The sequence below is a fragment of the Flavobacterium luteolum genome, from assembly GCF_027111275.1.
GTDB classification, from domain to species: domain Bacteria; phylum Bacteroidota; class Bacteroidia; order Flavobacteriales; family Flavobacteriaceae; genus Flavobacterium; species Flavobacterium luteolum.
Map to the genome: position 1 here is coordinate 3,305,159 of NZ_CP114286.1, position 23,041 is coordinate 3,328,199.

At 33.7% G+C, this 23,041-nt stretch carries 14 protein-coding genes; 10 read left to right on the forward strand and 4 right to left on the reverse strand.

Annotation, left to right across the window (positions count from 1 at the left end):
- Positions 1–65: 65 nt before the first annotated feature.
- Positions 66–1,973, forward strand: a complete 1,908-nt coding sequence (locus OZP10_RS14165; RefSeq protein ID WP_281631438.1) for a sialate O-acetylesterase — start codon at positions 66–68, stop codon at positions 1,971–1,973.
- A 260-nt stretch (positions 1,974–2,233) separates the two neighbouring features.
- Here OZP10_RS14165 and OZP10_RS14170 read toward each other — a convergent pair whose 3' ends face one another.
- A complete protein-coding gene (locus OZP10_RS14170) occupies positions 2,234–3,109 on the reverse strand; it encodes a LysR substrate-binding domain-containing protein (protein ID WP_281631439.1) in 876 nt (291 codons plus the stop codon).
- Between the two features lie 103 nt (positions 3,110–3,212).
- Here OZP10_RS14170 and OZP10_RS14175 point away from each other — a divergent pair, with 103 nt between their 5' ends.
- Positions 3,213–3,962 carry an MBL fold metallo-hydrolase gene (locus OZP10_RS14175; protein ID WP_281631440.1) on the forward strand — a complete coding sequence of 250 codons (750 nt, stop codon included), beginning with the start codon at positions 3,213–3,215 and terminating at the stop codon, positions 3,960–3,962.
- Positions 3,963–4,005: 43 nt separating this feature from the next.
- Here the strand turns inward: OZP10_RS14175 and OZP10_RS14180 are convergent, their stop codons facing one another.
- Positions 4,006–4,617 (reverse strand): RNA polymerase sigma factor, encoded by a 612-nt coding sequence (locus tag OZP10_RS14180; protein WP_281631441.1) that lies wholly within the window; start codon positions 4,615–4,617, stop codon positions 4,006–4,008.
- A 280-nt stretch (positions 4,618–4,897) separates the two neighbouring features.
- On the opposite strand from OZP10_RS14180, the gene OZP10_RS14185 reads away from it, so the two are divergent.
- The 7 genes from OZP10_RS14185 (at position 4,898) to OZP10_RS14215 (ending at position 18,915) form a co-directional block, all read left to right on the forward strand.
- Complete coding sequence (locus tag OZP10_RS14185) at positions 4,898–6,049, forward strand: FecR family protein (RefSeq protein ID WP_281631442.1); 1,152 nt, start codon at positions 4,898–4,900, stop codon at positions 6,047–6,049.
- A gap of 192 nt (positions 6,050–6,241) precedes the next feature.
- On the forward strand, positions 6,242–9,829 hold the full coding sequence (locus OZP10_RS14190) for a SusC/RagA family TonB-linked outer membrane protein (RefSeq protein ID WP_281631443.1): 3,588 nt from the start codon (positions 6,242–6,244) through the stop codon (positions 9,827–9,829).
- Positions 9,830–9,846: 17 nt separating this feature from the next.
- Positions 9,847–11,250 carry a RagB/SusD family nutrient uptake outer membrane protein gene (locus OZP10_RS14195; protein ID WP_281631444.1) on the forward strand — a complete coding sequence of 468 codons (1,404 nt, stop codon included), beginning with the start codon at positions 9,847–9,849 and terminating at the stop codon, positions 11,248–11,250.
- A 66-nt stretch (positions 11,251–11,316) separates the two neighbouring features.
- Complete coding sequence (locus tag OZP10_RS14200) at positions 11,317–12,522, forward strand: TlpA disulfide reductase family protein (RefSeq protein WP_281631445.1); 1,206 nt, start codon at positions 11,317–11,319, stop codon at positions 12,520–12,522.
- Positions 12,523–12,600: 78 nt separating this feature from the next.
- The gene (locus OZP10_RS14205) at positions 12,601–13,740 is read left to right on the forward strand and encodes a TlpA disulfide reductase family protein (RefSeq protein WP_281631446.1); all 1,140 of its coding nucleotides are present in this window, start codon (positions 12,601–12,603) and stop codon (positions 13,738–13,740) included.
- Positions 13,741–13,840: 100 nt separating this feature from the next.
- On the forward strand, positions 13,841–16,630 hold the full coding sequence (locus tag OZP10_RS14210) for a M16 family metallopeptidase (RefSeq protein ID WP_281631447.1): 2,790 nt from the start codon (positions 13,841–13,843) through the stop codon (positions 16,628–16,630).
- Between the two features lie 272 nt (positions 16,631–16,902).
- Positions 16,903–18,915 (forward strand): protein-disulfide reductase DsbD family protein, encoded by a 2,013-nt coding sequence (locus OZP10_RS14215; protein WP_281631448.1) that lies wholly within the window; start codon positions 16,903–16,905, stop codon positions 18,913–18,915.
- 62 nt (positions 18,916–18,977) lie between these two features.
- On the opposite strand, the gene OZP10_RS14220 is transcribed toward OZP10_RS14215, so the two are convergent.
- The gene (locus OZP10_RS14220; protein WP_281631449.1) at positions 18,978–19,895 is read right to left on the reverse strand and encodes a bifunctional helix-turn-helix transcriptional regulator/GNAT family N-acetyltransferase; all 918 of its coding nucleotides are present in this window, start codon (positions 19,893–19,895) and stop codon (positions 18,978–18,980) included.
- Between the two features lie 103 nt (positions 19,896–19,998).
- Positions 19,999–21,609 carry a class I SAM-dependent methyltransferase gene (locus tag OZP10_RS14225; protein WP_281631450.1) on the reverse strand — a complete coding sequence of 537 codons (1,611 nt, stop codon included), beginning with the start codon at positions 21,607–21,609 and terminating at the stop codon, positions 19,999–20,001.
- A gap of 383 nt (positions 21,610–21,992) precedes the next feature.
- Between OZP10_RS14225 and OZP10_RS14230 the strand changes: the two genes are divergently transcribed.
- Positions 21,993–23,003: a LacI family DNA-binding transcriptional regulator gene (locus tag OZP10_RS14230; RefSeq protein ID WP_281631451.1), complete on the forward strand. Its 1,011-nt coding sequence runs from the start codon at positions 21,993–21,995 to the stop codon at positions 23,001–23,003.
- Positions 23,004–23,041 lie beyond the last annotated feature (38 nt).

The following is a 23,041-nucleotide window of genomic DNA, read 5'->3' on the forward strand; positions in this document are numbered from 1 at the left end:
ACACAGATTATTTTTAAAAAATCCTTTTAATCCTTTTAATCTGTGGCAAAAAAAAACATAATACAATGAAAAAGATACTTCTAGCATTTTTAATAACAGTTAGCATCAATGCTCAAATAAAACTTCCGCGATTGATAAGTGACGGAATGATATTGCAGCGCGATACAAAAGTTAATATTTGGGGCTGGGCGTCGCCAAGCGAAAAAGTCGAACTCGAGTTTAATCGTAAAACATATAAAACCACAACGGCTCAAGACGGAAAATGGTCCATTCAGCTTCCATCTCAAAAAGCAGGTGGACCTTACGAAATGACTTTAAAAGCATCCAACACAATTGTCTTGAAAAATATCCTTTTTGGTGATGTTTGGCTGTGTTCTGGCCAGTCGAATATGGAATTGCCGATGGATCGCTTAAAAGACAAATACAAAGATGTTATTGCAAAATCTGCAAATCCGCAAATCCGACAATTTTTGGTTCCTGATGAATATTATTTCGAAAAAGAAAGAAACGATTTTTCATCTGGTTCTTGGGTTGAAGCAAATCCTGTAAACGTTTTACAGTTTACTGGAGTTGGATATTTCTTTGCTTTAGAAATATACGAAAAGTATAAAATTCCAATTGGGTTAATCAACAGCGCTTTAGGCGGTTCTCCTGCAGAATCTTGGATTAGCGAAGAAAGCATTAAAAAATTTCCCGAGTATTATGAAGAATATTTAAAATTTAAAGACGGAAAACTCGAAAAACAAATCGATGAAAATGATCGAAAAGTAAGTTCAGAATGGTATAAAAAACTGAATGAAGCCGATCTTGGACTGAAAGAGAAATGGAAAAATTCGGTTGAAACTTCAGATTGGAAAGTAATGAACGTTCCAGGTTATTGGGCTGATGGAGAACTTGGAAAAACAAACGGTTCGGTTTGGTTTAAAAAAGATTTTGTTCTGGAAAAAGTAAAAGAAAATCAGGCAAAATTGATTCTAGGAAGAATTGTAGACGCCGATTCGGTTTTTGTAAACGGAAATTTTGTCGGAACAACTTCGTACCAATATCCGCCAAGAATTTATTCTTTTAATACAAATGTTTTAAAAGAAGGTAAAAACGAAATTACAGTTCGTATTATCAACAATTCTGGAAGAGGAGGTTTTGTAACCGATAAACCTTACGAACTAATTATTGGCGATAATACAATTGATTTAAAAGGTGCTTGGAAATACAAATTAGGTTCTAAAATGGAACCGCTTCCTGGACAGACTTTCGTTCGCTGGAAACCAGTCGGACTTTACAATGCGATGATTGCACCTTTAAAAAATTATCCAATAAAAGGCGTTTTATGGTATCAAGGTGAAGCCAATACCAAAAAGCCTTTGGAATATGGACCTTTGATGGAAACGCTAATAACAAATTGGCGAGCACAATGGAAACAGGAAAATTTACCCTTTTTACTAGTGCAACTTCCAAATTTTATGGATCCAAAAACAGAGCCTTCAGAAAGCAGTTGGGCAGCTTTGAGACAACAGCAGTTAAATACGCTGAAAGTTCCGAATACAGGATTGGCTATAACTATAGATTTAGGCGAATGGAACGATATTCATCCATTAAATAAATATGATGTTGGCAGAAGATTAGCGCTTCAAGCAAAGAAGTTGGTTTATGGTGATAAAAACGTAACAGCTTCGGGTCCGCTTTTTCAATCGATGAAACAAAATGGAAACAAATTGGTTTTAAGTTTTTCGAATGTTGGATCTGGTTTCATGATTAAAAAAGAAAACGAATTAAAAGAATTTGCTATCGCGGGAACCGACGGAAAGTTTGTTTGGGCAAAAGCAATTATTGAAGGAGACAAAATCGTAGTTTGGAATGACTCGGTTGCAAATCCAGTAAAAGTTCGTTATGCTTGGGCAGATAATCCTTCTGATGCTAATTTATACAATAAAGAAGACTTGCCAGCTTCGCCTTTTGAAGCAGAGTTGAAATAGAATTTATTTAGGTAACGAGAACTTTGTCAAAGTTTAAAACTTTGACAAAGTTTGCCGTAAACATTTTTTTCTCAGGGTAAATTTCGGAGGAATGAAATATTTATAGCTTAATTGATCCACAATTGGTAGAAGCTCCAGAGGAGCGACATAATTGTTTGTAATCTATATTTCACCTCACTGGGCTCTTTTGAAATGGGAATAATTGTTTCTATAAATATTTCGTCCCGCTGGGACTTGCGGTAAAAATTGATGTTTAAAAATTACTTCAAATTTTCTACGAGCATTTTCAAAAATGCCGTAACCGCTTTTTTCTCATATACTTCCTTCAAAGAAATAAGCATTGCTGTTCGTGTCATATTTTTGCCTTGAATCGGAATGGCGTACAAATCTTTCTCGTCTTCAATAGTGGTTTTAGTCAAAATAGTATGCCATTTTCCTGTTTTAATTAATTCTAGCAATGTCGGAATATCGTTTATTTCAATCGTAACTTTTGGGTGTAAATTATTTTTTTCAAAAGCTTTATTAATAAATTGTGTTGTGCTGAAACCACTCGATGGAAGTGCAAGTGGCAAAGAACTTACCTCATCTAAAGAAATACTTTTTTTATGAGTTAAAGGTGTCTCTGATGCTGTAACCAAAGCCATTGGTGAAGTAAACAATTCGAGATATTTAAAATGTGCTTCGGCAGCAATTTCTTCAAAAGTCAGGATTACATCAAGTTCAAAATGATTTAGTTTCTGAATTAATTCCTGTGAAGTTCCAAACACAATTTCGAATTGAATTTTAGGATATTCCGAACTAAATAAAATCAGCGCTTTTGTCACCACATGGCGCAATGCATACGTTACGCCAATTGCCACTTTTCCCGTTTCCAGATTATTTAAGTCCTTTAGTAATTCCAATCCGTCAGAAGCTTTGTTGACAGATTGTTGGGCGTAAACGGCAAACAAATCTCCTGCTTCGGTAAGCGTAATTCTTTTTCCGATTCGGTTAAAAAGCGGAACCTGCAATTCGTCTTCAAGCTGTTTAATTTGTTGCGATAATGTGCTTTGGCTAATATAAAGTGCCGAAGCCGCTTCGGTAAAATTCAGTAATTCTTTTGCTTTGAGAAAATATTTTAGCTGTCGGAGTTCCATTTCTAAATCGGTTTTATCGATTGATTTTATCGAAAAATAAGGTTTTACAAATATAGAAATTCTTAAGAACTTTGTTGTGTTGCAAAATTAAAGCAGAAACAAAATGGAAATTATAGCATTACAAGAAGGAAATTATGTTGCCAATTCTAAAAAAGAATTTCAGCTTTTGACAGATGGATCAAACGTTTCAGGTTTAAAAATGGCCATTCAGCCTTTTGTGGTTATCACCGATAATGATGTTATTTTATTAGATTTCGGATTGGGATTTGTAAATAATGGTGTTCCGTTTATTTATGAAATTTTACGAAAAAACAATATCGAACCTCAACAGATAACAAAAGTTTTGGTTTCGCATTTACATAAAGATCATATTGAAGGAATTGGTTATTTTGAAAACGGAAATCTGGTTCAGAATTTTCCAAATGCGACGATTTATATTCAAAAACGCGAAATAGATTTTGCTTTAGATCAAATCAATAATCCGTCTTATGTTCCTGAAATATTGAATGAGTTGGAAAATCTTCCAAACGTGGAATTGTTAAATGCTGACAGCGGACAAATTACTAACGAAATTTTCTATGAAGTTTCGGCTGGACATACGCAATTTCATCAAGTTTTTTGGATCAAAGCTGATGATGAGATTGTTTTTTATGGAGCCGACGATTTACCGCAAAAAATATATTGGTCCATGCATGTTGCCTACAAAACCGACTTTGACGGGAAACGCGCTAGAGAATCTCGTAAAAAATGGGAACAACAGGCAAAAGATGAAAACTGGAAAGTGCTTTTTTATCACGATATGAAAGAGCCAATTCTAGAATTTATCGAAGAAGAAATGAAATACGTATCCTAAAGCTTTACAATCAATTTCAGCTTTAAAATAATAAAAGGAAAATTCAGATTAAATTATTTAGTCTGAATTTTTTTTTGGCAGAAAATAGAAGAAATAAAACGCTCTTTATTTTTTCTTCCAAAGAAGAACGCAGAATAGAAAATGCTTTGGTAATCTGTGCTTCGACAGTTTTTATTGAAATGTCAAGGTGTTCTGCAATTTCGATATTTGTTAAACCTTCTTTTTTACTCAGAATAAAAACCTCTTTACATTTTGGAGGCAGGTTTTGAATTTCTTTATTCACAGCATTCAAAACTCTTTGAAAAGCTTCTGAATCTTCTTCCTGAACAATTCCGTTCAAAGCATCGTAGTATGATTTTTCAAGAGAAAACAAAGACTGGTTTTTTCGATATAAATCGATAAATTCATTATAAGTCAATTTATAAAGAAAGCTTTTTAGAGAATGATCTGCTTTTAATCTCGTTCGCTGTTCCCAGACTTTAATAAAAACATTTTGAACAATATCTTCGGCGCTGTAAACATTCTTAACCAGACTGTTGGCATATACGCAAAGTTTATGATGATAAGTATCAATAATGTAGGTATAAGCGCTTTCATCTCCATTTTTTAGAGATTCAATTAAAATCGTATTGTCGCTGTAATCCTCAATCTTCATAAAAACAAATATATAAATTAATAGTTTTTTAGGTTAAAAAGTAAACCGAATTTGCTCAAAACGACTTCTTTTTTACTTTTCTATTTGAAATTTATTACAAATAAAAAAGGAATAAAAATGCAAATATAAATCTTTTACTTTATAATTTCTACCTAACTAGTAGAGTTTTGTTGAAAGAAAACACTTGCATGAAATAAAAAAATCATCAAAATGAAAAAAACTTTATCAAATTGTTAGGGTTTTGTTTTTTAGCTTCGTAATAATATTAAAAACGACTAAAATGACAGTAAAAAAGTCAGAGCGACTAATTGTTAAATTTATCACAAATCAAGCCTCTCAAGAAGAGATTGAGCAGCTTACAGAGTGGTTAAAAGAAGAAGAGAATCAAATTGTATTCAAGGATTTTATAAAAACCAATTATGCAATTGATACTGCTTTGAACACTTTTGATTCGACCGAAGTTAGAAAACAGCTTTCGGAACGAATCAATAAGGAAAAGAATGTTTTTTATAAACGAAGATTTTCATCTTATTATAAATATGCTGCGGTTTTAATTGTGGCTTTGGGAGGTTTTTATTTCTATAAAAATTCTAGTGCAGAACAAGTTAAACAAAATGTTATTGTACCGAGAGTTGATGAGATTGTTTTACAATTGGGTAACGGTGCATCTGAAACTATTGATATTTTTGGAGAAAAAAATGTTACGGACAAAGACGGAAATATTATTGGAAAACAAGAGAAAAACAGATTGGTTTATAATAAAGCTTTTGCTGAAGGAGAATTGGTTTACAATACATTGAAAATTCCATACGGTAAAAAATTTGAGGTGCAGCTATCAGACGGAACTTTAGTGCATTTGAATTCTGGAACGTCATTTAAATATCCAGTTCAGTTTGTCAAAAAACAAAATAGAGAAGTGTATTTAACGGGTGAAGCTTATTTTGAAGTTAGTAAAGATAAAAACCATCCGTTTACGGTAAACGCGCAACAAGTGAATGTTGAGGTTTTAGGAACTAAGTTCAATGTTGATTCTTACAACAACAATAGTAGTACAGACGTGGTTTTGGTTGAGGGAAAAGTTTCGCTTTATAAAAATCAGAAAACAAGCCAAAATCAGGTTTATTTAATGCCAGGTTATAAAGGCTCGAATCAGAAAGGTGCAGACGATATAAAAATAGAACAAGTTAATACAGATTATTATACTGATTGGTTAAAAGGAAGCTTGGTTTTTAAAAATGCCTCTTTTGATGCTATTATCAAAAAACTAGAACGCCAATACAATGTGACTTTCATTAACAGAAATAAAACACTCGGAAAAGAAATTTTCAACGCCCGTTTTGATAATGAACCTATTGAAGTGGTCTTGAAATATTTTAGCGACAGTTATAAGATTGATTATGATATTGACCGAGACAGAATTACAATTAAATAAAAAAAAGATATAAGAAGCAAGATTGAGAAATCTAAAATCAATAATCAGAAATCTAAAATAAACAAGCCTATGTAATAAAAATCCAAAACAAAAAGGATCGTTATAAAAAAACCGGAAAATGCGCCAACATTTCCCGGTAGAGTATATCGGTCAGTTAATTAACCAACCAACATTAAAAAACATTTTAAAAGTATGAAAAAACTCTTGAACAGAATCAGGTTTGATAAGCCTTTTTTGAAATTTGATTTGAAAATGAAATTGACCACATTATTTCTGCTAACTGCCTTAACAGTAATGCACGCCGGAACCACTTATTCTCAAAAAAACAAGATTTCTTTTAATGCCAGCAACCTGACCGTTGCCAAAGTCATTGAAAGACTTGAATATACTACAGATTATAGATTTGTCTACAATGTCAGATCTGTAGATTTAAACAGAGTAATCGACGTAAATGCATACGAAGCTTCAATAGAAGTTATTTTAAATAAAATTTTTAATAATACGAGTACCGATTTTAAAGTGTCTGGAAACCACATTATTCTGACGCCTAGAAAAGTCTCTGCCGAAAAAACGGAAGAGAAAAAAACTGTAGGAGATTTTATCGTAAAAGGTAAAGTTACAGATGAAAAAGGAATGCCTTTGGTAGGTGCGGCGATTTCTGATAACGGTTCAGGAAGAGGTGTAGAAACCGATTTTAATGGTGAATATCAGATAATTGCGGTAAGCAGTGAAACTACTTTGGCTTTTGCTTATTTAGGATATGTTAGGCAAGAAATAAAAGTTGAAGGAAGAAGTGTTATTAACGTTGTTTTGAAAGAAGATATTTTTGAACTTGAAGGACTGGTTTTGAAGACTGGTTATCAGGATATATCTGCAGAAAAGGCAACGGGATCTTTCTCAAGTTTAAAAGCAAAGGATTTTCAAGAACAGCGTTTAAACAGCTTAGATAAAATTTTAGAAGGACGTATCGTTGGTTATCAAGATGGAAAAATTCGTGGTACAACTTCTATGAACGGAGTTACCACGCCATTGTATGTTATTGATGGTTTTCCGATAGAAAACACTAAATATAATCAGAATTTTGGTTTAGAAGAAAATCTTCCAAACTTAAACTTAGAAGATATTGAAACGATTACAGTTCTTAAAGATGCTGCTGCAGCTTCTATTTATGGAGCGCGTGCTGCTAATGGAGTTATAGTAATTACAACTAAAAAAGCAAAAGCAGGAAGAACCAACATTTCTTATACAAGTAATATCACAGTAACACCATACAGAAATTATACTGATAATCTGACTAACTCGGCTGATATTATTGATTTAGAGAGAGGCTGGGCAGCTTCAAATCCTAATCTTCAAGGAGCAAACGCAAGTACTTATGCGCAATCATTATTAAATAATGCAGCTTTTACAAGTTTAGGTATGCAGACTATTTTAAAAGGATATTCGGGAGCGATTTCTCAAACAGATGCTTCTAACCAGCTAAATCATTTGGCATCTCTAGGTTACAAATATTTTGATGATGTAGCGAGATATGCTAAACGTGATCAATTTTATACACAGCACAATATTAGTTTAGGAAAAGCATCTGAATCAAACAGTTTTAATGCATCTCTGACCTATAAAAATAATCAGCTGGAAGATATTTATTCTGAAAATGAGAGTATTGGACTTAACTTAAAAAACTCAACTCAAATAAATCACTGGCTTTCTGTAGATTTAGGTAGTTATACCAATTTTGGTAAAAGCGATTTACAGAGTTATTATCCTTATAAACCTAGTTATTTAGCAAGTGCAGGATTTAAATATCAGCCATACAATCAATTGGTTAATGATGATGGATCTTATTTTACCTCTACAGCGGCTTCGCGATACAATAACTTTACGCTTCAGTCCATGCAGAATTATGGCATGTACAATATGGATATTACGCCAATGGATGAGTTGGGCAGAAATGTAAGCGAGACTAAAAGTTTCTTAAACCGTACGTTTGCAAAATTTAATGTAAAGTTTAGTAATGCGTTTACTTACAATGCAATGTTTCAGTATGAATTTGGTGTAGATCGTACAAATTATTTAAGAGAAAAAGAATCATTTAGCGTAAGAGAACAGGTAAACGCAATGATGACTATTGCAAACAATGCAGCAGTTTACAATTTGCCGTACGGTGATATTTTAAAAGAAACCAATCAATTTACAAATGCTTATAATTTCCGTCAGCAATTAAATTTTGCTCAGATATTTAATGATAAGCACGATATTTCTGCAATTGCAGGTATGGAAATACGCCATAATAAAGCAGAGTACAGAGATGATACACGTTATGGCTGGGACGAACAAACTTTATCTTTCGCACCAATCAATCAAGTTGATTTATTAAAAGTATACGGCAGTGTTTTTAATGGCTATATGTCTACTAATGATTTTTCTGCAGAAAGAGAATTCCAGAATCGCTATGTTTCTGTTTACAGTACAGCAGGATATACTTACGACAAAAAATATACTTTAAGCGGAAGTTTGCGTTGGGATCGTTCTAATTTATGGGGAACAAATAATAAATACCAAAATAAACCGACTTGGTCTGCAGGGGCGGGATGGAATATTAATCAAGAATCATTCTTTGTCGTAAATTGGGTAGATGCGCTTAAACTGCGTGCTTCGTACGGTATTGGAGGAAATATAGCCAAAGATTCAGCTCCTTATTTAACAGCGTATTATACCAATAATGGTAATGTAGGAGGTGTTCAGGGAAGCGTTAATTCTAGACCAAACCCTGAATTATCTTGGGAAAAAACCACAACAAAAAATATTGGATTTGATTTTAGTTTATTTAAAAGCAGATTGAGCGGAACTTTTGATTTTTACAATAAAAAAGGAGAAGATTTATTGGCAAGCAGTACAGGAGTTCCAACAGAAGGTTGGGGATATTCTACTTACAATTTAAACAACGGAGAAATGACCAATAGAGGTTATGAAGTAAGTTTAAGAGGAACAATTGTTAAAACGCCATCTTTCTCTTGGGATGCATCAGTACTGTATGCTAATAACAAAAATAAAGTGGATTATGTTAATGTAAAAGCGCCAGTTTACTATTTACAATTAGATTATCCATCTGCTTATCCTAGAGTTGGGAATAACTACAATTCTATTTACGGATACAAATGGGCAGGCTTAAGCGATAAAGGTTTGCCACAAGTATACGATGCTTCAGGAACTGCTATAATTTATAATCCTGCCGATTTAGAAGCAATACACGATTACGGTTCTACAGTACCAAATCATAGCGGATCTTTTCATACTACTGTAGCTTACAAAGGCTTTTCTCTTTCAGCATTATTTATTTACGAACTGGGGCATAAACTTAGGAATACCTTCTTGCCTATGTTAAATAACAACTATTCTGGAGCGTTAGGCGGCTATGTAACTGATATTACAGTAATAAACAAAAATATTGTAAACCGTTGGCAGCAGCCAGGTGATGAGGCTTTTACTAATGTACCTCGCGCAGTTTATGAATATGAGTCTGATTTCAACAGTGCTTCACGTGATATTTATCGTTATGCAGATATTAACATTCTAGATGCTTCAAATGTGAGATTAAGTAATGTTTCATTAGCATATCAATTGCCAAAGAATGTTGTTCAGAAAGTAAATCTATATGAAGTACGATTTAATTTGAATGCAGAAAATGTATACACTTGGGCAAAAAGCAGAGATGCTAAATATATGCTGAACGGTTTCCAGTCACCAAGTTTTGTTTTTGGTGTAAATGTTAATTTCTAATTTTAAAAGAAGACAAAATGAAAAATCTATATAAAAATATACTGTTTGTATTAGCATTAGGAATAACTTTTGCCTCTTGTGAAAATTATTTGGATGATGTGCCAAAAGGCTCTAAAACTCCCACTACATTAGCAGATTTTGAAGCTTTTATAAGAGACGAATATGGCAATCAAGTCGTAAACGTAGAGCAAGCAATAAGTTTGATGAACGATAGATTTCAAACTGCTGCCAATTTGGCCTACTACCGATTGACAAATGCTAATTATATGTGGGATGAAAGTGCAGATCGTATTGATTTGAATCAGGCAGATGAAACTACATATTATAGAACTTATGCTGGAATTTCGACTTTTAATTTGATTATCGAAAATGCTTTGAAAACAACCGAAGCAACGGAGGCTGATAAAAGAATTCTTTGGGCTCAGGCAAAAATATTGCGAGCGATGTCTTATTTTACGCTGACCAATTTTTATGCAGATACTTACACTACTGCAAATGCAAGTAAATTATCAGTGCCTTTAATTACTAGTGCCGATATTAATGCGCCAAGCAAACAGGTAACAATTCAGGAAATGTACGATTTCATTCTAAAAGATGTAAATGAAGCAATTCCATATTTACCAAAAGTTTCGCAAACGGCTTTGCATCCAAATTTAGGAGCTGGTTATGCATTTTATTCACGTGTTTATTTACAAATGAATAATTATACAGAGGCTTTAAAATATGCAGACATGGCTTTGGCAGAAAACAATAAATTATTTGATTGGGTAGGTTATTATAACGCTAACAAAACAGTAATTGATTTACCAAATTCATATACTACAACGCCATCGCCAATGGGGTATAACTATGTTGAAAATTATACTTTTCGTCATGGTTCTTCTTATTCGTTAGGAAGAGAATTAAGTATTCCGGTAGAAAGAGCACAACGTTTTGAAGCAGGAGATGTTAAATACAAATCACGTTGGAAAATTAGAACTGTTGGTTCAGATACCTATTTTTATTCAACTATGTCAGGAATGTATAATTTTGGAGGAATCACTACTGTTGAAGTTTATTTAATCAAAGCAGAATGTTTGGCTCGTGAAAATAAAGTAAACGAAGCCCTGAAAATTTTAAACACTGTTCGCAAAACACGTATTTTGCCTGCATCTTATGCAGACATTTCGACAACTGACAAAGCAACGGCTTTGAACGCTATTTTCAATACTAAGCGTAACGAACTTATTTTAACCTTAATACCTTTTGCAGACGCACGTCGTCTGAATGCAGAAGGAACTTATCCGTTTAGTTTATCTAAAGTTGTATCAGGTGTAACTTATAACTTGTCTTCAACATCACATATGTGGACAATGCCTTTCCCGCAAGGAGCAACGCAAAATCCAGGAAACGGAACCATTACACAAAATGTAGAAAAATAACAACTCAAAAGCTTCCTGATTAGATTTCCCCGAAAGGGAAGCTTTTTCTAAAAATATCAATCAAAAATGAAAGCAATTCAAAATAAAATAGTAGCATTCTGTCTGTGCTTGTTTATGGTTTCCATTAACATTCAGGCACAAAAGAAAAAAGCAACCTCAACACCAGTTTCTTCTTATACAATTGAAGGAACAATAACAGGTTTAGCAGACGGAACTGAGGTAAAATTGATTCCCGGCGCGACACATTCTTCTGAACTGCCAATTGCTGAAACAACTTTAAAAGACGGGAAATTTACTTTTTCAGGAAAATTAAACGAACCACGTTTTTTCTATGTTGTCTTTGGTAAAAACAAAGGAAATATTTCTGTAATGGTCGAAAATGCAAAAATAAAAGTATCAGCAGCTGGTACAGTTTCAGATAAAGAAGGAGAGTGGATAACATTTAAAGATGTAGTAATTACGGGCTCTAAATCACATGATTACTATGCCAAAGAAATTGCTTATAAAGATCAGCTTGATAAAGATTACAAAGCTTATCACACAAAAGAGTCCGACGAATTGAGTAAATTAATCGGTGCGGCAAGACGCGATAAAAATACAAAAGCGTTAGACTCACTTCAGAATCTTCCAGTTTGGAAAAAATTTGAAGCAGATGAAAAAGCATTTTTTACAAATGTCGAAAAAACAACATTAGCTCTTATTGCAAAACATAAAGCAACTTGGTGGGGGCCGTTCTTTATGATGACCAATTTTAGCTATTTCACAGCAGAGCAAAAACCTTTGTACGATCAGTTTTCTGATGCAGCAAAAAAAAGTTATTATGGACAAATTTTAGATAAAGATTTGAATCCGAAATCTTTAATTGGAACAAGTATAGCAAATTTCAGTTTAAAAGATAAAGACGGAAAAGCATATAGTGCAAAAGATATTGTAGCAGGAAAAAAATATATTTTGGTAGATTTTTGGGCTTCTTGGTGTGGTCCATGCCGAAAAGAAATTCCGAACTTAAAAACGGCTTATGCTGAATATGCTCCAAAAGGATTTGAAATTTTAAGCGTGTCGATTGATAAAGACGAAAAAGCTTGGCAGAAAGCACTTGGACAAGAAAACATGCAATGGCACAATCTTCTGGACGATGATAAAGTGAGTAAATCATTCAATGTAAAAGCAATTCCGGCAACTTATTTAGTAGATAGTAAAGGTGTAATTATCGGCGACAATTTAAGAGGTGCAGAATTGGAAGCGAAATTAAAAGAGCTTTTGAAATCGTAATTAAGTTTTCAGTTATAGTCGAAAATTAAAACTGAAAACCTAAACTGAAATTAAAACAACAAACAAAAAAATATCAACATGAAAAGTACAATCTTAAAATCAGGTTTATCGGCGTTAGCATTACTGACCGTGCTGAATTCTTGCTCTAAAAAAGAAGAAGGATTTACAATCAATGGCACAATCGCTGGACTGGATAAAGGAATGGTTTATCTGGAAAATACAGATGAAAAAGGAAATAAAAAAATTGCAGATTCAGCGCAAATACAAAAAGACGGAACCTTTACTCTAGCAGGAAAAGTTTCAGAACCGTTATTGCATACTATTAAATTAAAAGGGGAAGAATACGGTGCTTATTTTCTTTTATCGAATGAAGAAATAAAAGTGGAAGCTCAAAAGGATTCTATTTTCAAAGCTAAAGTTACGGGAGCAACTCAAAACGATATTTATAGATCGTTTTACGATAACGAGTTCAAAAAAATACAAAATATTGCTGGTCCAATTTACAAATTATCCGATTCGTTGACACAAGGCGGAAAAGTGAAATTAACTCCAGAACAGCAAACGGCAATGGATAAAAAATGGAAAGATCTTCAATCTTTTGCCGATGATTTAACGGATAAATTTATCAGAAAAAATAAAGATAAAATAGCTGGTGCTTTGGTAATTAATGACCGAATTGTTTCGTACGGAACACCAGAACAGGTAAAAATGTATTACGGAGTTTTAACTCCAGAAATACAGAAATCGGTTTACGGAAAACAGCTCAAACAGGCGATTGATCTTAACGATAAAACTGCTGTGGGTGTTACAGCACCAGAGTTTTCTCAAACAGATGTAAACGGAAAAGTGGTAAAACTTTCAGACTATAAAGGTAAATATGTTTTAGTAGATTTCTGGGCAAGCTGGTGCGGTCCTTGCCGAAAAGAAAATCCAAATGTAGTTTTAGCTTACAAAACGTATCATGAAAAAGGATTTGACGTTTTGGGAGTTTCTCTAGACGACAAAAAGAAACTTTGGGAAAAAGCAATCGAAAAAGACGGTTTAACTTGGACGCATGTTTCAGACTTAAAAGGATGGCAGAATGAAGCGGCTGTTTTATACGGTGTAAAAATGGTTCCGACTAACTACTTAATCGGTCCAGACGGAAAAATCGTGGCTAAGAACCTTAGAGAAGCTGAACTTCAATCTAAACTAAAAGAAATTTTTAGTAAATCGTAAATATTCAGTGTTCAGTATTTAGTGTTCAGTTGTAGTTTAGTATTGCACTGAACACCAAATGCTGGACACTGAACACTCCAATAAAATCTCTCAACAAAAAATGAAAAAATACATCTTTCTGGGCTATTGCTCACTAGCTTTCTGCGCGCTTGTTTCAGCGCAAAGTAAATTGGTTAACTTCAAGAAAATAAAAGAATTAGGCGGGATAGAAGAATATTTATACCAGCCAAACGGAATGAATATTTTGCTTTTGCAAGACAATGCTTCACCAGTTGCAACTGTACAAATTGTATATCGAGTAGGTTCTAAACATGAAGTTTTAGGAAACACGGGATCAACGCATCTTTTAGAACATTTAATGTTTAAAGGAACTTCAACTTTCAACAAGAAAAACGGAAACTCGATTACAGATGTTCTGCAGAATACAGGAGCACAATTGAATGCAACAACTTGGTACGATCGCACCAATTATTTTGAAACATTGCCAAGTGATAAAATCGAATTGGCAATCCAGATTGAAGCCGATAGAATGCGTAATTCTTTATTATTAAAAGAAGATAAAGAAGCAGAAATGACTGTGGTTCGTAACGAATTTGAGCGTGGCGAAAATAACCCGAACAGTTTATTGGACAAAGAAATTTGGGCTTCGGCATATATTGCGCATCCATATCACCATTCTACAATTGGCTGGAAATCGGATATAGAAAATGCGCCGATCGAAGTTTTACGTAATTTCTATAATACCTATTATTGGCCAGATAATGCCACTTTGACCGTTATTGGAGATTTTAAAAAAGACAATGTTTTTGAATTAGTAGAAAAGTATTTTGGGAAAATTACAAAAGCGCCAAATGCAATGCCACAGCCTTATACACAAGAACCACAGCAATATGGTGCGCGCAAAATTACAGTGAAAAAACCTGGAGAATTAGGAGTTGTAAGCAAAGCCTATAAAATTCCGGGAGCTTTGCACGAAGACCTTCCTGCGTTGAATATTTTGGCTCAGATTATTGGTGTTGGACCAACAGCTATTTTAAATAAAACTTTTGTGGATACTCGTTTAGGAATTTACTCGTACGCAGAAGCAACAAATTTTAAAGAAGTTGGACTTTTTACAATTGGCGTTGGCTTTCCTACGAATTCGAAACATGAAGATATTGACGCTAAAATCAGCGAAGTTGTGGCTAAAATTCAAAAAGAAGGCGTAACTCAAGATGAGGTGAATCGAGTTGTAGCAAAAATTAGTGCGCAGACTATTTTGGCTCGCGACGGTTCTGGCGTAATTGCATCTGAATTAAATGAGGCAATCGCTTCTGGAGATTGGACGGACTACATTACAGGTGTTGACCGATTGAAAAAAGTGACTCCAGCAGATGTTTTGCGAGTGGCTCAAAAATATCTGGTTGAAGACCAGAGTACAACAGGATATTTTATTCCGAAACAAGCTGGTGCTCAAAATCAGGACACGGCAAAAGCGGTTAATTATATGCCAGAAAATGGGCCATTTTATTATAGACATTCAGACGATAGACATATTCATGAAGAAAAATCATCTGCTCCATCTTTAGTTACGAATACGTCAGAAGAGCTGATTTCTTTCGAAAATGCCACTGAAAAATCGGCTTCTGCTTTCAAGAGAGAAAAAGTATCAGGAATTGATGTTGTTTCGGTAAAAACTTCAGCAAAAGATTTTGTAACTATTGCTGCCAGTATTTCGTTAGGAAATTATGCCGGTGAAACTAAAAATGATATGATTCCAGCGCTTACGGCTTCAATGCTGTCAAAAGGGACAACGTTAAATGATAAATTTAAATTCTCAGAAAAACTGCAGAAACTGGGTGTTTCATTAAATGTAAATGCTTCAGCTTTTAAAATTAATATCGGATTCAAATGTTTGAAAAAAGATTTAGATCAGGTCATTGCTTTATTGGCAGAAGAATTGAGAAATCCGTTGTTTGATGCCAAAGAATTTGAAAATTTAAAACAGCAATTTATTGGAAATACACAGCAGGATTTAAACGATCCAGGAGAAAGAGGAAGCATTGCATTATCTCAGGCGATTTATCCAAAAGTAAATCCAAATTACAGTTTAAGCGTTGAGGATAATATCGCAAACATTAAAAATGCAACTTTGGATGAAGTGAAAGCTTTCCACAAAAAATATTTCGGAACAGCTTCAATGAGACTTGTAATTGTGGGAGATACCGATGGAGCAAATTTAAATGCTTCATTAAAAAAATCATTTAAAAATTGGAATGGAGGAGTTACTGAAAAACTAAAATTTGAAGAAGCTACAAAAGCAGCCTCAAAAACAGAAGTGGTTACAATTCCAGAAAAACCAAGTGCCGAATTATTCATCGGACAGTTTACAGGTTTAAAAAGAGCCGATGCCGATTATATTCCGTTTTACATTGGAAATTACACTTTAGGAGCAGGTTTTGCAGGACGTTTAATGCAGACTGTTCGTGATAATGACGGTTTAACATACAACATTTCTTCTGGTTTAGGTGGAAATATCGAAACGGGCGGTTACTGGTTTGTAAACGCTTCTTTCAACCCGAATTTATTTCAAAAAGGACTTGACGCGACAATGGTTCAGGTAAATAAATGGGTAAAAAACGGTATCACAGCCGAAGAATTAGCAAACAAGAAAACTAATCTTATTGGAAGTTTTAAAGTTGGAATGTCAACCACAAGCGGTATGGCCAGAACGATTTTGGGTTTTATCGAAAGAGGTTTGGAGCCAACATACATTGACCAGTACCCAAAAGATATCGAAAAAGCAACTTTACAGCAGGTAAACGATGCGATTAAGAAATACATTCAATTGGATAAAATGATTGTCATTAAATCGGGTTCTCTAGATAAAGATGGAAATCCTTTGAAGTAGTATTTAGTAGTAATCAGTGGTCAGTTTTTTAGTGTTCAGTCTCAGCTAGGAAAAACAACTTTGTAAAAGTTTTAAACTTTGACAAAGTTTCAGACTGCGACTGAATACTAAAAAAAAACTGACCACTGACCACTAAAAACTAATACCAATAATTTTAATAGTCGTCTTTCATTATTTCATTTTAGAATCTGAATTAGTAAGCCATTTTCTGTGAAAGACAAAAAGAGCTGTTTTGCCGACAGCTCTTTTTTTAAACATCAAACCAAAAAACAATGAAAAAAATCATAATAATAGTACTGCTGTTTTTTTCTGCAAGTATGTTTGCCCAAATGTACAATCCGGTAAAATGGTCGACGGCTGTAGAAAAAATTTCAGATAAAGAATATATTTTAAAAGCTAAGGCCACAATACAATCTGGCTGGCATTTATACGGACAATATATCGAAGAGGGCGGGCCTTCGAGAACAGCTTTTACTTTCAAAAAACCGAATAAAAATTTCGAATTAATCGGAAAAACAACCGAAGAAAAAGGACATGAAGTAGTCGATAAAATCTTTGATATGAAAATTAAATATTTTGAAGATAAAGCGCTTTTCACACAAAAGATCAAATTTACTTCAGATAACATTTCAAATATTGAGGGCGAAGTCGAATTTATGGTTTGCGATGATAGCAATTGTTTGCCGCCAACATCGGAAGAGTTAGCATTTAAAATTCCGACTGAAAAGAAACTTGTTACTGCTGAAGAAACTGCAATCGTAAAAGAAGATTCTACTACAGCTAAAACAGGAGAAAAATCAGTTGTTCAGACAGAAGAAAAAGCAATAAAACCAGTTGTTTCTTCACCAAAAACACCAGAATCTAGAGGATTGCTAACAATTTTTATTTTAGCGTTTTTATCGGGTTTTGCAGCTTTGCTGACACCTTGCGTTTTTCCAATGATTCCGATGACAGTAAGTTATTTTACCAAACAAAGTAAAACCAAAGCTGCAGGAATAAGAAATGCGATGATTTACGGAATTTCAATCGTAATTATTTATGTTTTATTGGGGTCAATTGTAACCGCAGTTTTTGGTGCAGATTCATTAAATGCGCTTTCAACCAATGTTTGGTTCAACTTGATTTTCTTTATTTTATTGGTTGTTTTTGCCTGTTCTTTTTTGGGCGCTTTCGAAATTATGCTGCCAAATGCATTAGCCAATAAAGTAGATTCACAGGCCGATAAAGGAGGATTGATAGGGATTTTCTTTATGGCATTAGCTTTAGCGATTGTATCATTTTCGTGTACAGGACCAATCGTAGGGACTTTATTGGTTGAAGCTGCGTCTAAGGGCGGAATTGCACCAATTGTTGGAATGTTAGGTTTTTCAATTGCCATTGCTTTGCCATTTTCATTGTTTGCAGCTTTCCCAGGCTGGCTAAACGCTCTGCCAAAATCGGGCGGATGGCTGAATACGGTAAAAGTAGTTTTAGGATTTTTGGAATTGGCTCTGGCTTTCAAATTTTTATCAAATGCCGACTTAGTTTTGCAGTTGCATTGGCTAGAAAGAGAAGTATTTCTTGCCATCTGGATTGCTGTTTTTGGAATGTTGGCTTATTATTTATTCGGAAAAATTACGTTGCCACACGATTCTCCGCTAAATCATATTTCTGTTGGAAGATTAGGTTTCGGATTGCTAGTTTTAAGTTTTACGATTTATCTGATTCCAGGACTTTGGGGAGCGCCTCTTAAATTAATCAGCGGATTTCCTCCGCCTATGCAGTACAGCGAATCTCCAAACGGACTAGGGGTTTCGGGAAATTCGGAGTTGAAAATTACAGGTTCGTTACCAGAAGGAGCAGAGCATGGGCCACAAAACATTATTACTTTTCATGATTATGATAAAGGAATTGAATACGCCAAAAAAATCGGGAAACCAGTTTTGTTAGATTTTACTGGCTATGCCTGTGTAAACTGCCGAAAAATGGAAGAATTGGTTTGGTCAGACCCAAAAGTTTTGGGAGTTTTAAATAATGATGTTGTTTTGATTTCGCTCTATGTTGATGATAAAAAGGAACTTCCTGAAAGCGACCAATATGTTTCTGAAACTACTGGGAAAAAAATTAAAACAATTGGCAACAAATGGAGCGATTTACAGATTAAAACCTACAAAGCAAATGCACAGCCATTTTATGTTATTGTGGATCATAATAGTGCAAACTTGATAGAACCATCTGCATATAATCCGAGTATTGAGGAGTATTATAATTGGTTGCAGAGTGGGATTAGGAATTTTAAGAAGTAGATATTTTAGAAATGTTATTTAGAAAACCTCCAAAGTCAATTTCACTTTGGAGGTTTGTTTTTTTATAGTTTAAGATCATAACGCTCATCACGAAATGTTTTTCCCCATTGGTTTACTTCTGTTGATTGAGTAAGCTTAAATCCTGCGATTTTATACATTTCAAGCGCTTTATCTTGCATACTCGTTGTTAGCAGAAATACATTTTTGAATTTTTTCTCTTTGCAGAAATCTACGGCATTGTTCAATAATTTTTTACCAATTCCAAGCCCTCTAAAAGAAGGATCAAGAAGAAACCATCTTAGTTGCGCTTCATTTTCCGGCTGATGCTGAATGGCAATACAGCCAACAATTTTATTATTGTATTCTGCCATCCAAATGCGGTCATTTTCAGGGGAATAATTTTCTAAGAAATGGTAAAAAGTCTTGATCACATACTTTTCAAATTCATTAGAAAAATTCGATTCATTGCCATAAATAAATCCGTGGAGATAAATGATATAGCCAATGTCGCCTGGATTAATTTCATGACGATAGGAAATATGTTCTTGAGCTATTTTATTTTCTGTTAACAGACTTCTTATGGTGGTCATCGACTCGACTAAAATTTCTTTTTCAAAAGAATTTAGATTTTCAATTTTACCTTCAATCTTGTTTTCAGATTTGGTATTCAAAACCGCCAGTAAGTCTTTTCCTGTATCCGAAAGTTTAATGTTGAAGGCACGTTTGTCTCCTGTAGAAGCAACTTTTACAATTAAATTTTCTTTTAAAAAACGTTTTAAAATTCGGCTTAAATATCCTTTATCAAGATGTAAAATTTCGGTGATTTTCTGTGCCGTTATGTTTTTGCTTTCGCTGATTTCATAGAGAATTCGTATCTCTGTTAAAGAATATTCACTGTCTAAATAATGCTGACTTAATATATCTAAATGTGCCGTATAGAATCGGTTAAAACTTCTGATTTTTGAAGTTGTGGCATTCATAAATTGAGATAATGTATTGTTGAAGTGCAAATATATAAAATTAGTTGCTTTTGTCAACTAATTTTATATGGTTTTTAGAAATGAGTTAGAAAAATTTTAAATTTTAATTTCTTTCTCCTTTCAATAAATTGATGCTTACTGTTGCAGTATCAGCATCCGGAAAGCGTTTAAAAATTGATTTATCTGCAAATAATCCTGCTTCTGCTGCGATTGCATTAAATACATCAATTTCAACAATATATTGATCAGAAAAGCCGTGTGTGGCATCATAAGCTGTTGCTGGAGTTCGTCCTAAATTACTGGCCGTAAGTTTTGGATTTATGGTATGAAGTTCAATCAAAAGAAGACCAAATTTGCGTACGTAAGGTGACCATTTTTGCAAATGTTCTAAAAGATTATCTTCAACCAGATTGTTGCTGATTCTTTTTCCTCTGAAAGCAAATGCCCCCGTTGAGGTGCTGACTCTTTTTTCGTTAATGTGTTTCGGATCTTGCCAGATTCTATTATGATCTAAAAAGGTTCTAACATTTAGCAAATCTTTGAGATCAATATTATAATTTTCTTTTAAATCCTCTGCAAGCAAATCAGGACGCCCAATATCTCCCCAAATTACTTTTGCCCAAATATCAGCATTTATCAGATTGGCTCGAGTTACTTTCAATGCGGTTTGATTGTAATCTACTCCAACCAAAAATAACGGATATTCATCAAGCATTTTTCCCCTTAAAGTCTGTCTGTCGATAACTTCAAAAATATGTTGTAGAAAAGCGCCATTTCCACATCCCATATCTAGAATACCTTTAGGCTGTTCTTTAATAGGAAGATTGAAAAGTTTGATCAGAATTTCGTCGACTACTTTAAAATAAGTGTCGTGAGCGCCACCGCTTCCCCAAACGTTCATTTCGCGATCTACATGAAGTTCATTTTCTCCTTCGGAGGTTCTTAAAATATCTGGATTTCCAAAAATCAATTCTTCTATTTTGGCAAAAGTTGGAAGATAAGAAACGGTAACACCATAAGCACTGGCTCTTTTGGCAAAAAACAAACCAGCTTCAGTAAATTGATAATTGCCATTTTTTTCCAAAAACCAGTTCAAATGCACAAAAAAGTCTAATATCTTTTTAAAATTTTCTGGAGATTTATGAAACTCTTCGGGTCTGAAAGAAGTTTCCATAAAATATTTATGAAACATTCCGTTCATTGCCAAACGCACAATGGTCGGCCCAATAAGATAGCCTTCAATATGTTTTAAAATCTGTTCTTGAATACTGTTTTTCAGTAGATCGTCTGAAGGTTCAATTCCGTAGCGCTTTTTATACTTTTCAAAAATAATATTGAGCTTTTCAAACGGCGTATCTTCAAACAAACGAGGATGAAACTGAATCGACAACTGAAGCAAATTCACAACATCTTCATAAAGATAAAATAGTGAAAAAGCTGTTTCTGTTTTTTCATTCACAGAAATGGTGATTTCCTGTGTTTTGTTATCGACTTCATAATCAAGAAAGCCTTGAGAAGCTAAAACTCGCAAACCCACATTCAGATAACCTTCGTTAGCGTTAAAAGCAGCAGTAAGCTCAGATAATGTGAGCTGTTCTTTGTTTAGTATAAATTCTAAAACAGATTTGTTTTTGAATGCCACCGCTACAGGAGCTGTAACTAATCCGTCGAGATGCCTAAAAATAGAACTTAAAAGTTGTGATTTATCGGTCATAATACAAAGAATGAAGGTTAGATTAAAAATAGTGAATTTTTTCTTAGTTAGGGTGTCTCATTTTTTGTTGATTTTATTCTTTTTCTATTGAATATCTTTCAATCAATTTCAACTTTTTTGAACTTTGATTTCAAATAAACGAGATTAAAAATCAATAAAAACTCTACCGAAATTCGTTCAAATCTGTATAAAAAAATAAAAATTTATATTAAAAGTCAAAATGACAATAACCGAGTAAAATCCAATATTTACTGCATTTTTCATTTAATTTTAGCTCTAAAAAAGAGATTTATTGAAAAAAAATTTTACTAAAACGTTTTTGTAAGTTTTGCTTACATATATTTGCGATGTACTAAAATATTCAACAATAAATTTTTAGCCCGATGAAAAAGATTACAATTAGAGATATTGCGAAACAGGCAGAAGTTTCTATTTCTACTGTGTCTTTTGTGATCAATGGTAAAGGCGAAAAAATGGCCATTAGTCCAACGGTAATCAAAAAAGTTCAAGATGTAGCACAAAAACTGCAATATAAACCAAGCATGATTGCGAGCAGTTTGCGAACTGGAAAAACAAGATCTATCGGACTTATTGTGGAAGATATATCCAATCAGTTTTTTGCAGACTTGGCAAGGGTCATTGAAGACGAAGCAAAAAATATAAATTACAGAGTTTTTTATTGCAGTACAGGAGATGATAATGAGCGTTCTGAGGAATTAATTCAGAGTCTTTTACAGGCTAATGTGGAAGGTTTTATCATTACGCCAACCCGAAATTTAGAGAAAACAATCAGTCAGCTCTTAAAATTGCAAAAGCCAGTAGTGTTAATTGACAGGTATTTTGCGAATCAAAAAGTAAGTCATGTTGTAATGGACAATTACGAAGGATCTTATTCAGCAACTAAATTTTTGATTGATAAAGGAAGAAAAAATATTGCTGTTGTAAATAATGAGTCTGGAATGATTCAGATGAAATTAAGAGAAAAAGGATATATCGCAGCGCTGAAAGAAGAAGGAATTTATAATGAAAACTACACGCTTCATTTAGATTTTCATGCAAGTGAACAGAGTAGAATTGAGGCGATTATCAATTTCTTTAAGAAAAATAAAGAGATAGATGCTGTTCTTTTTTTAGCCAATTATCTTGGACTTGCGGGACTTCAGGCTTTTAGAGCTTTAAAATACAGAATTCCAGACGATATTTCGGTCATCAGTTTTGATGATCATGATAGTTTCAAACTCCATACGCCAACAATATCTGTAGTTGCTCAGCCTATAGAAGAAATAGCGGTAAAATCAATACAGTTATTAATGAGTCAGATGACAAACTTTGATGATTTTAAAGTAGAGAAAGTTCTAAAGAAAGGAACTTTGATTGTCAGGGAATCCGTTTAAAAATTGAATTTTAAAAAGCTGAGGCTTTTTTTTAATCA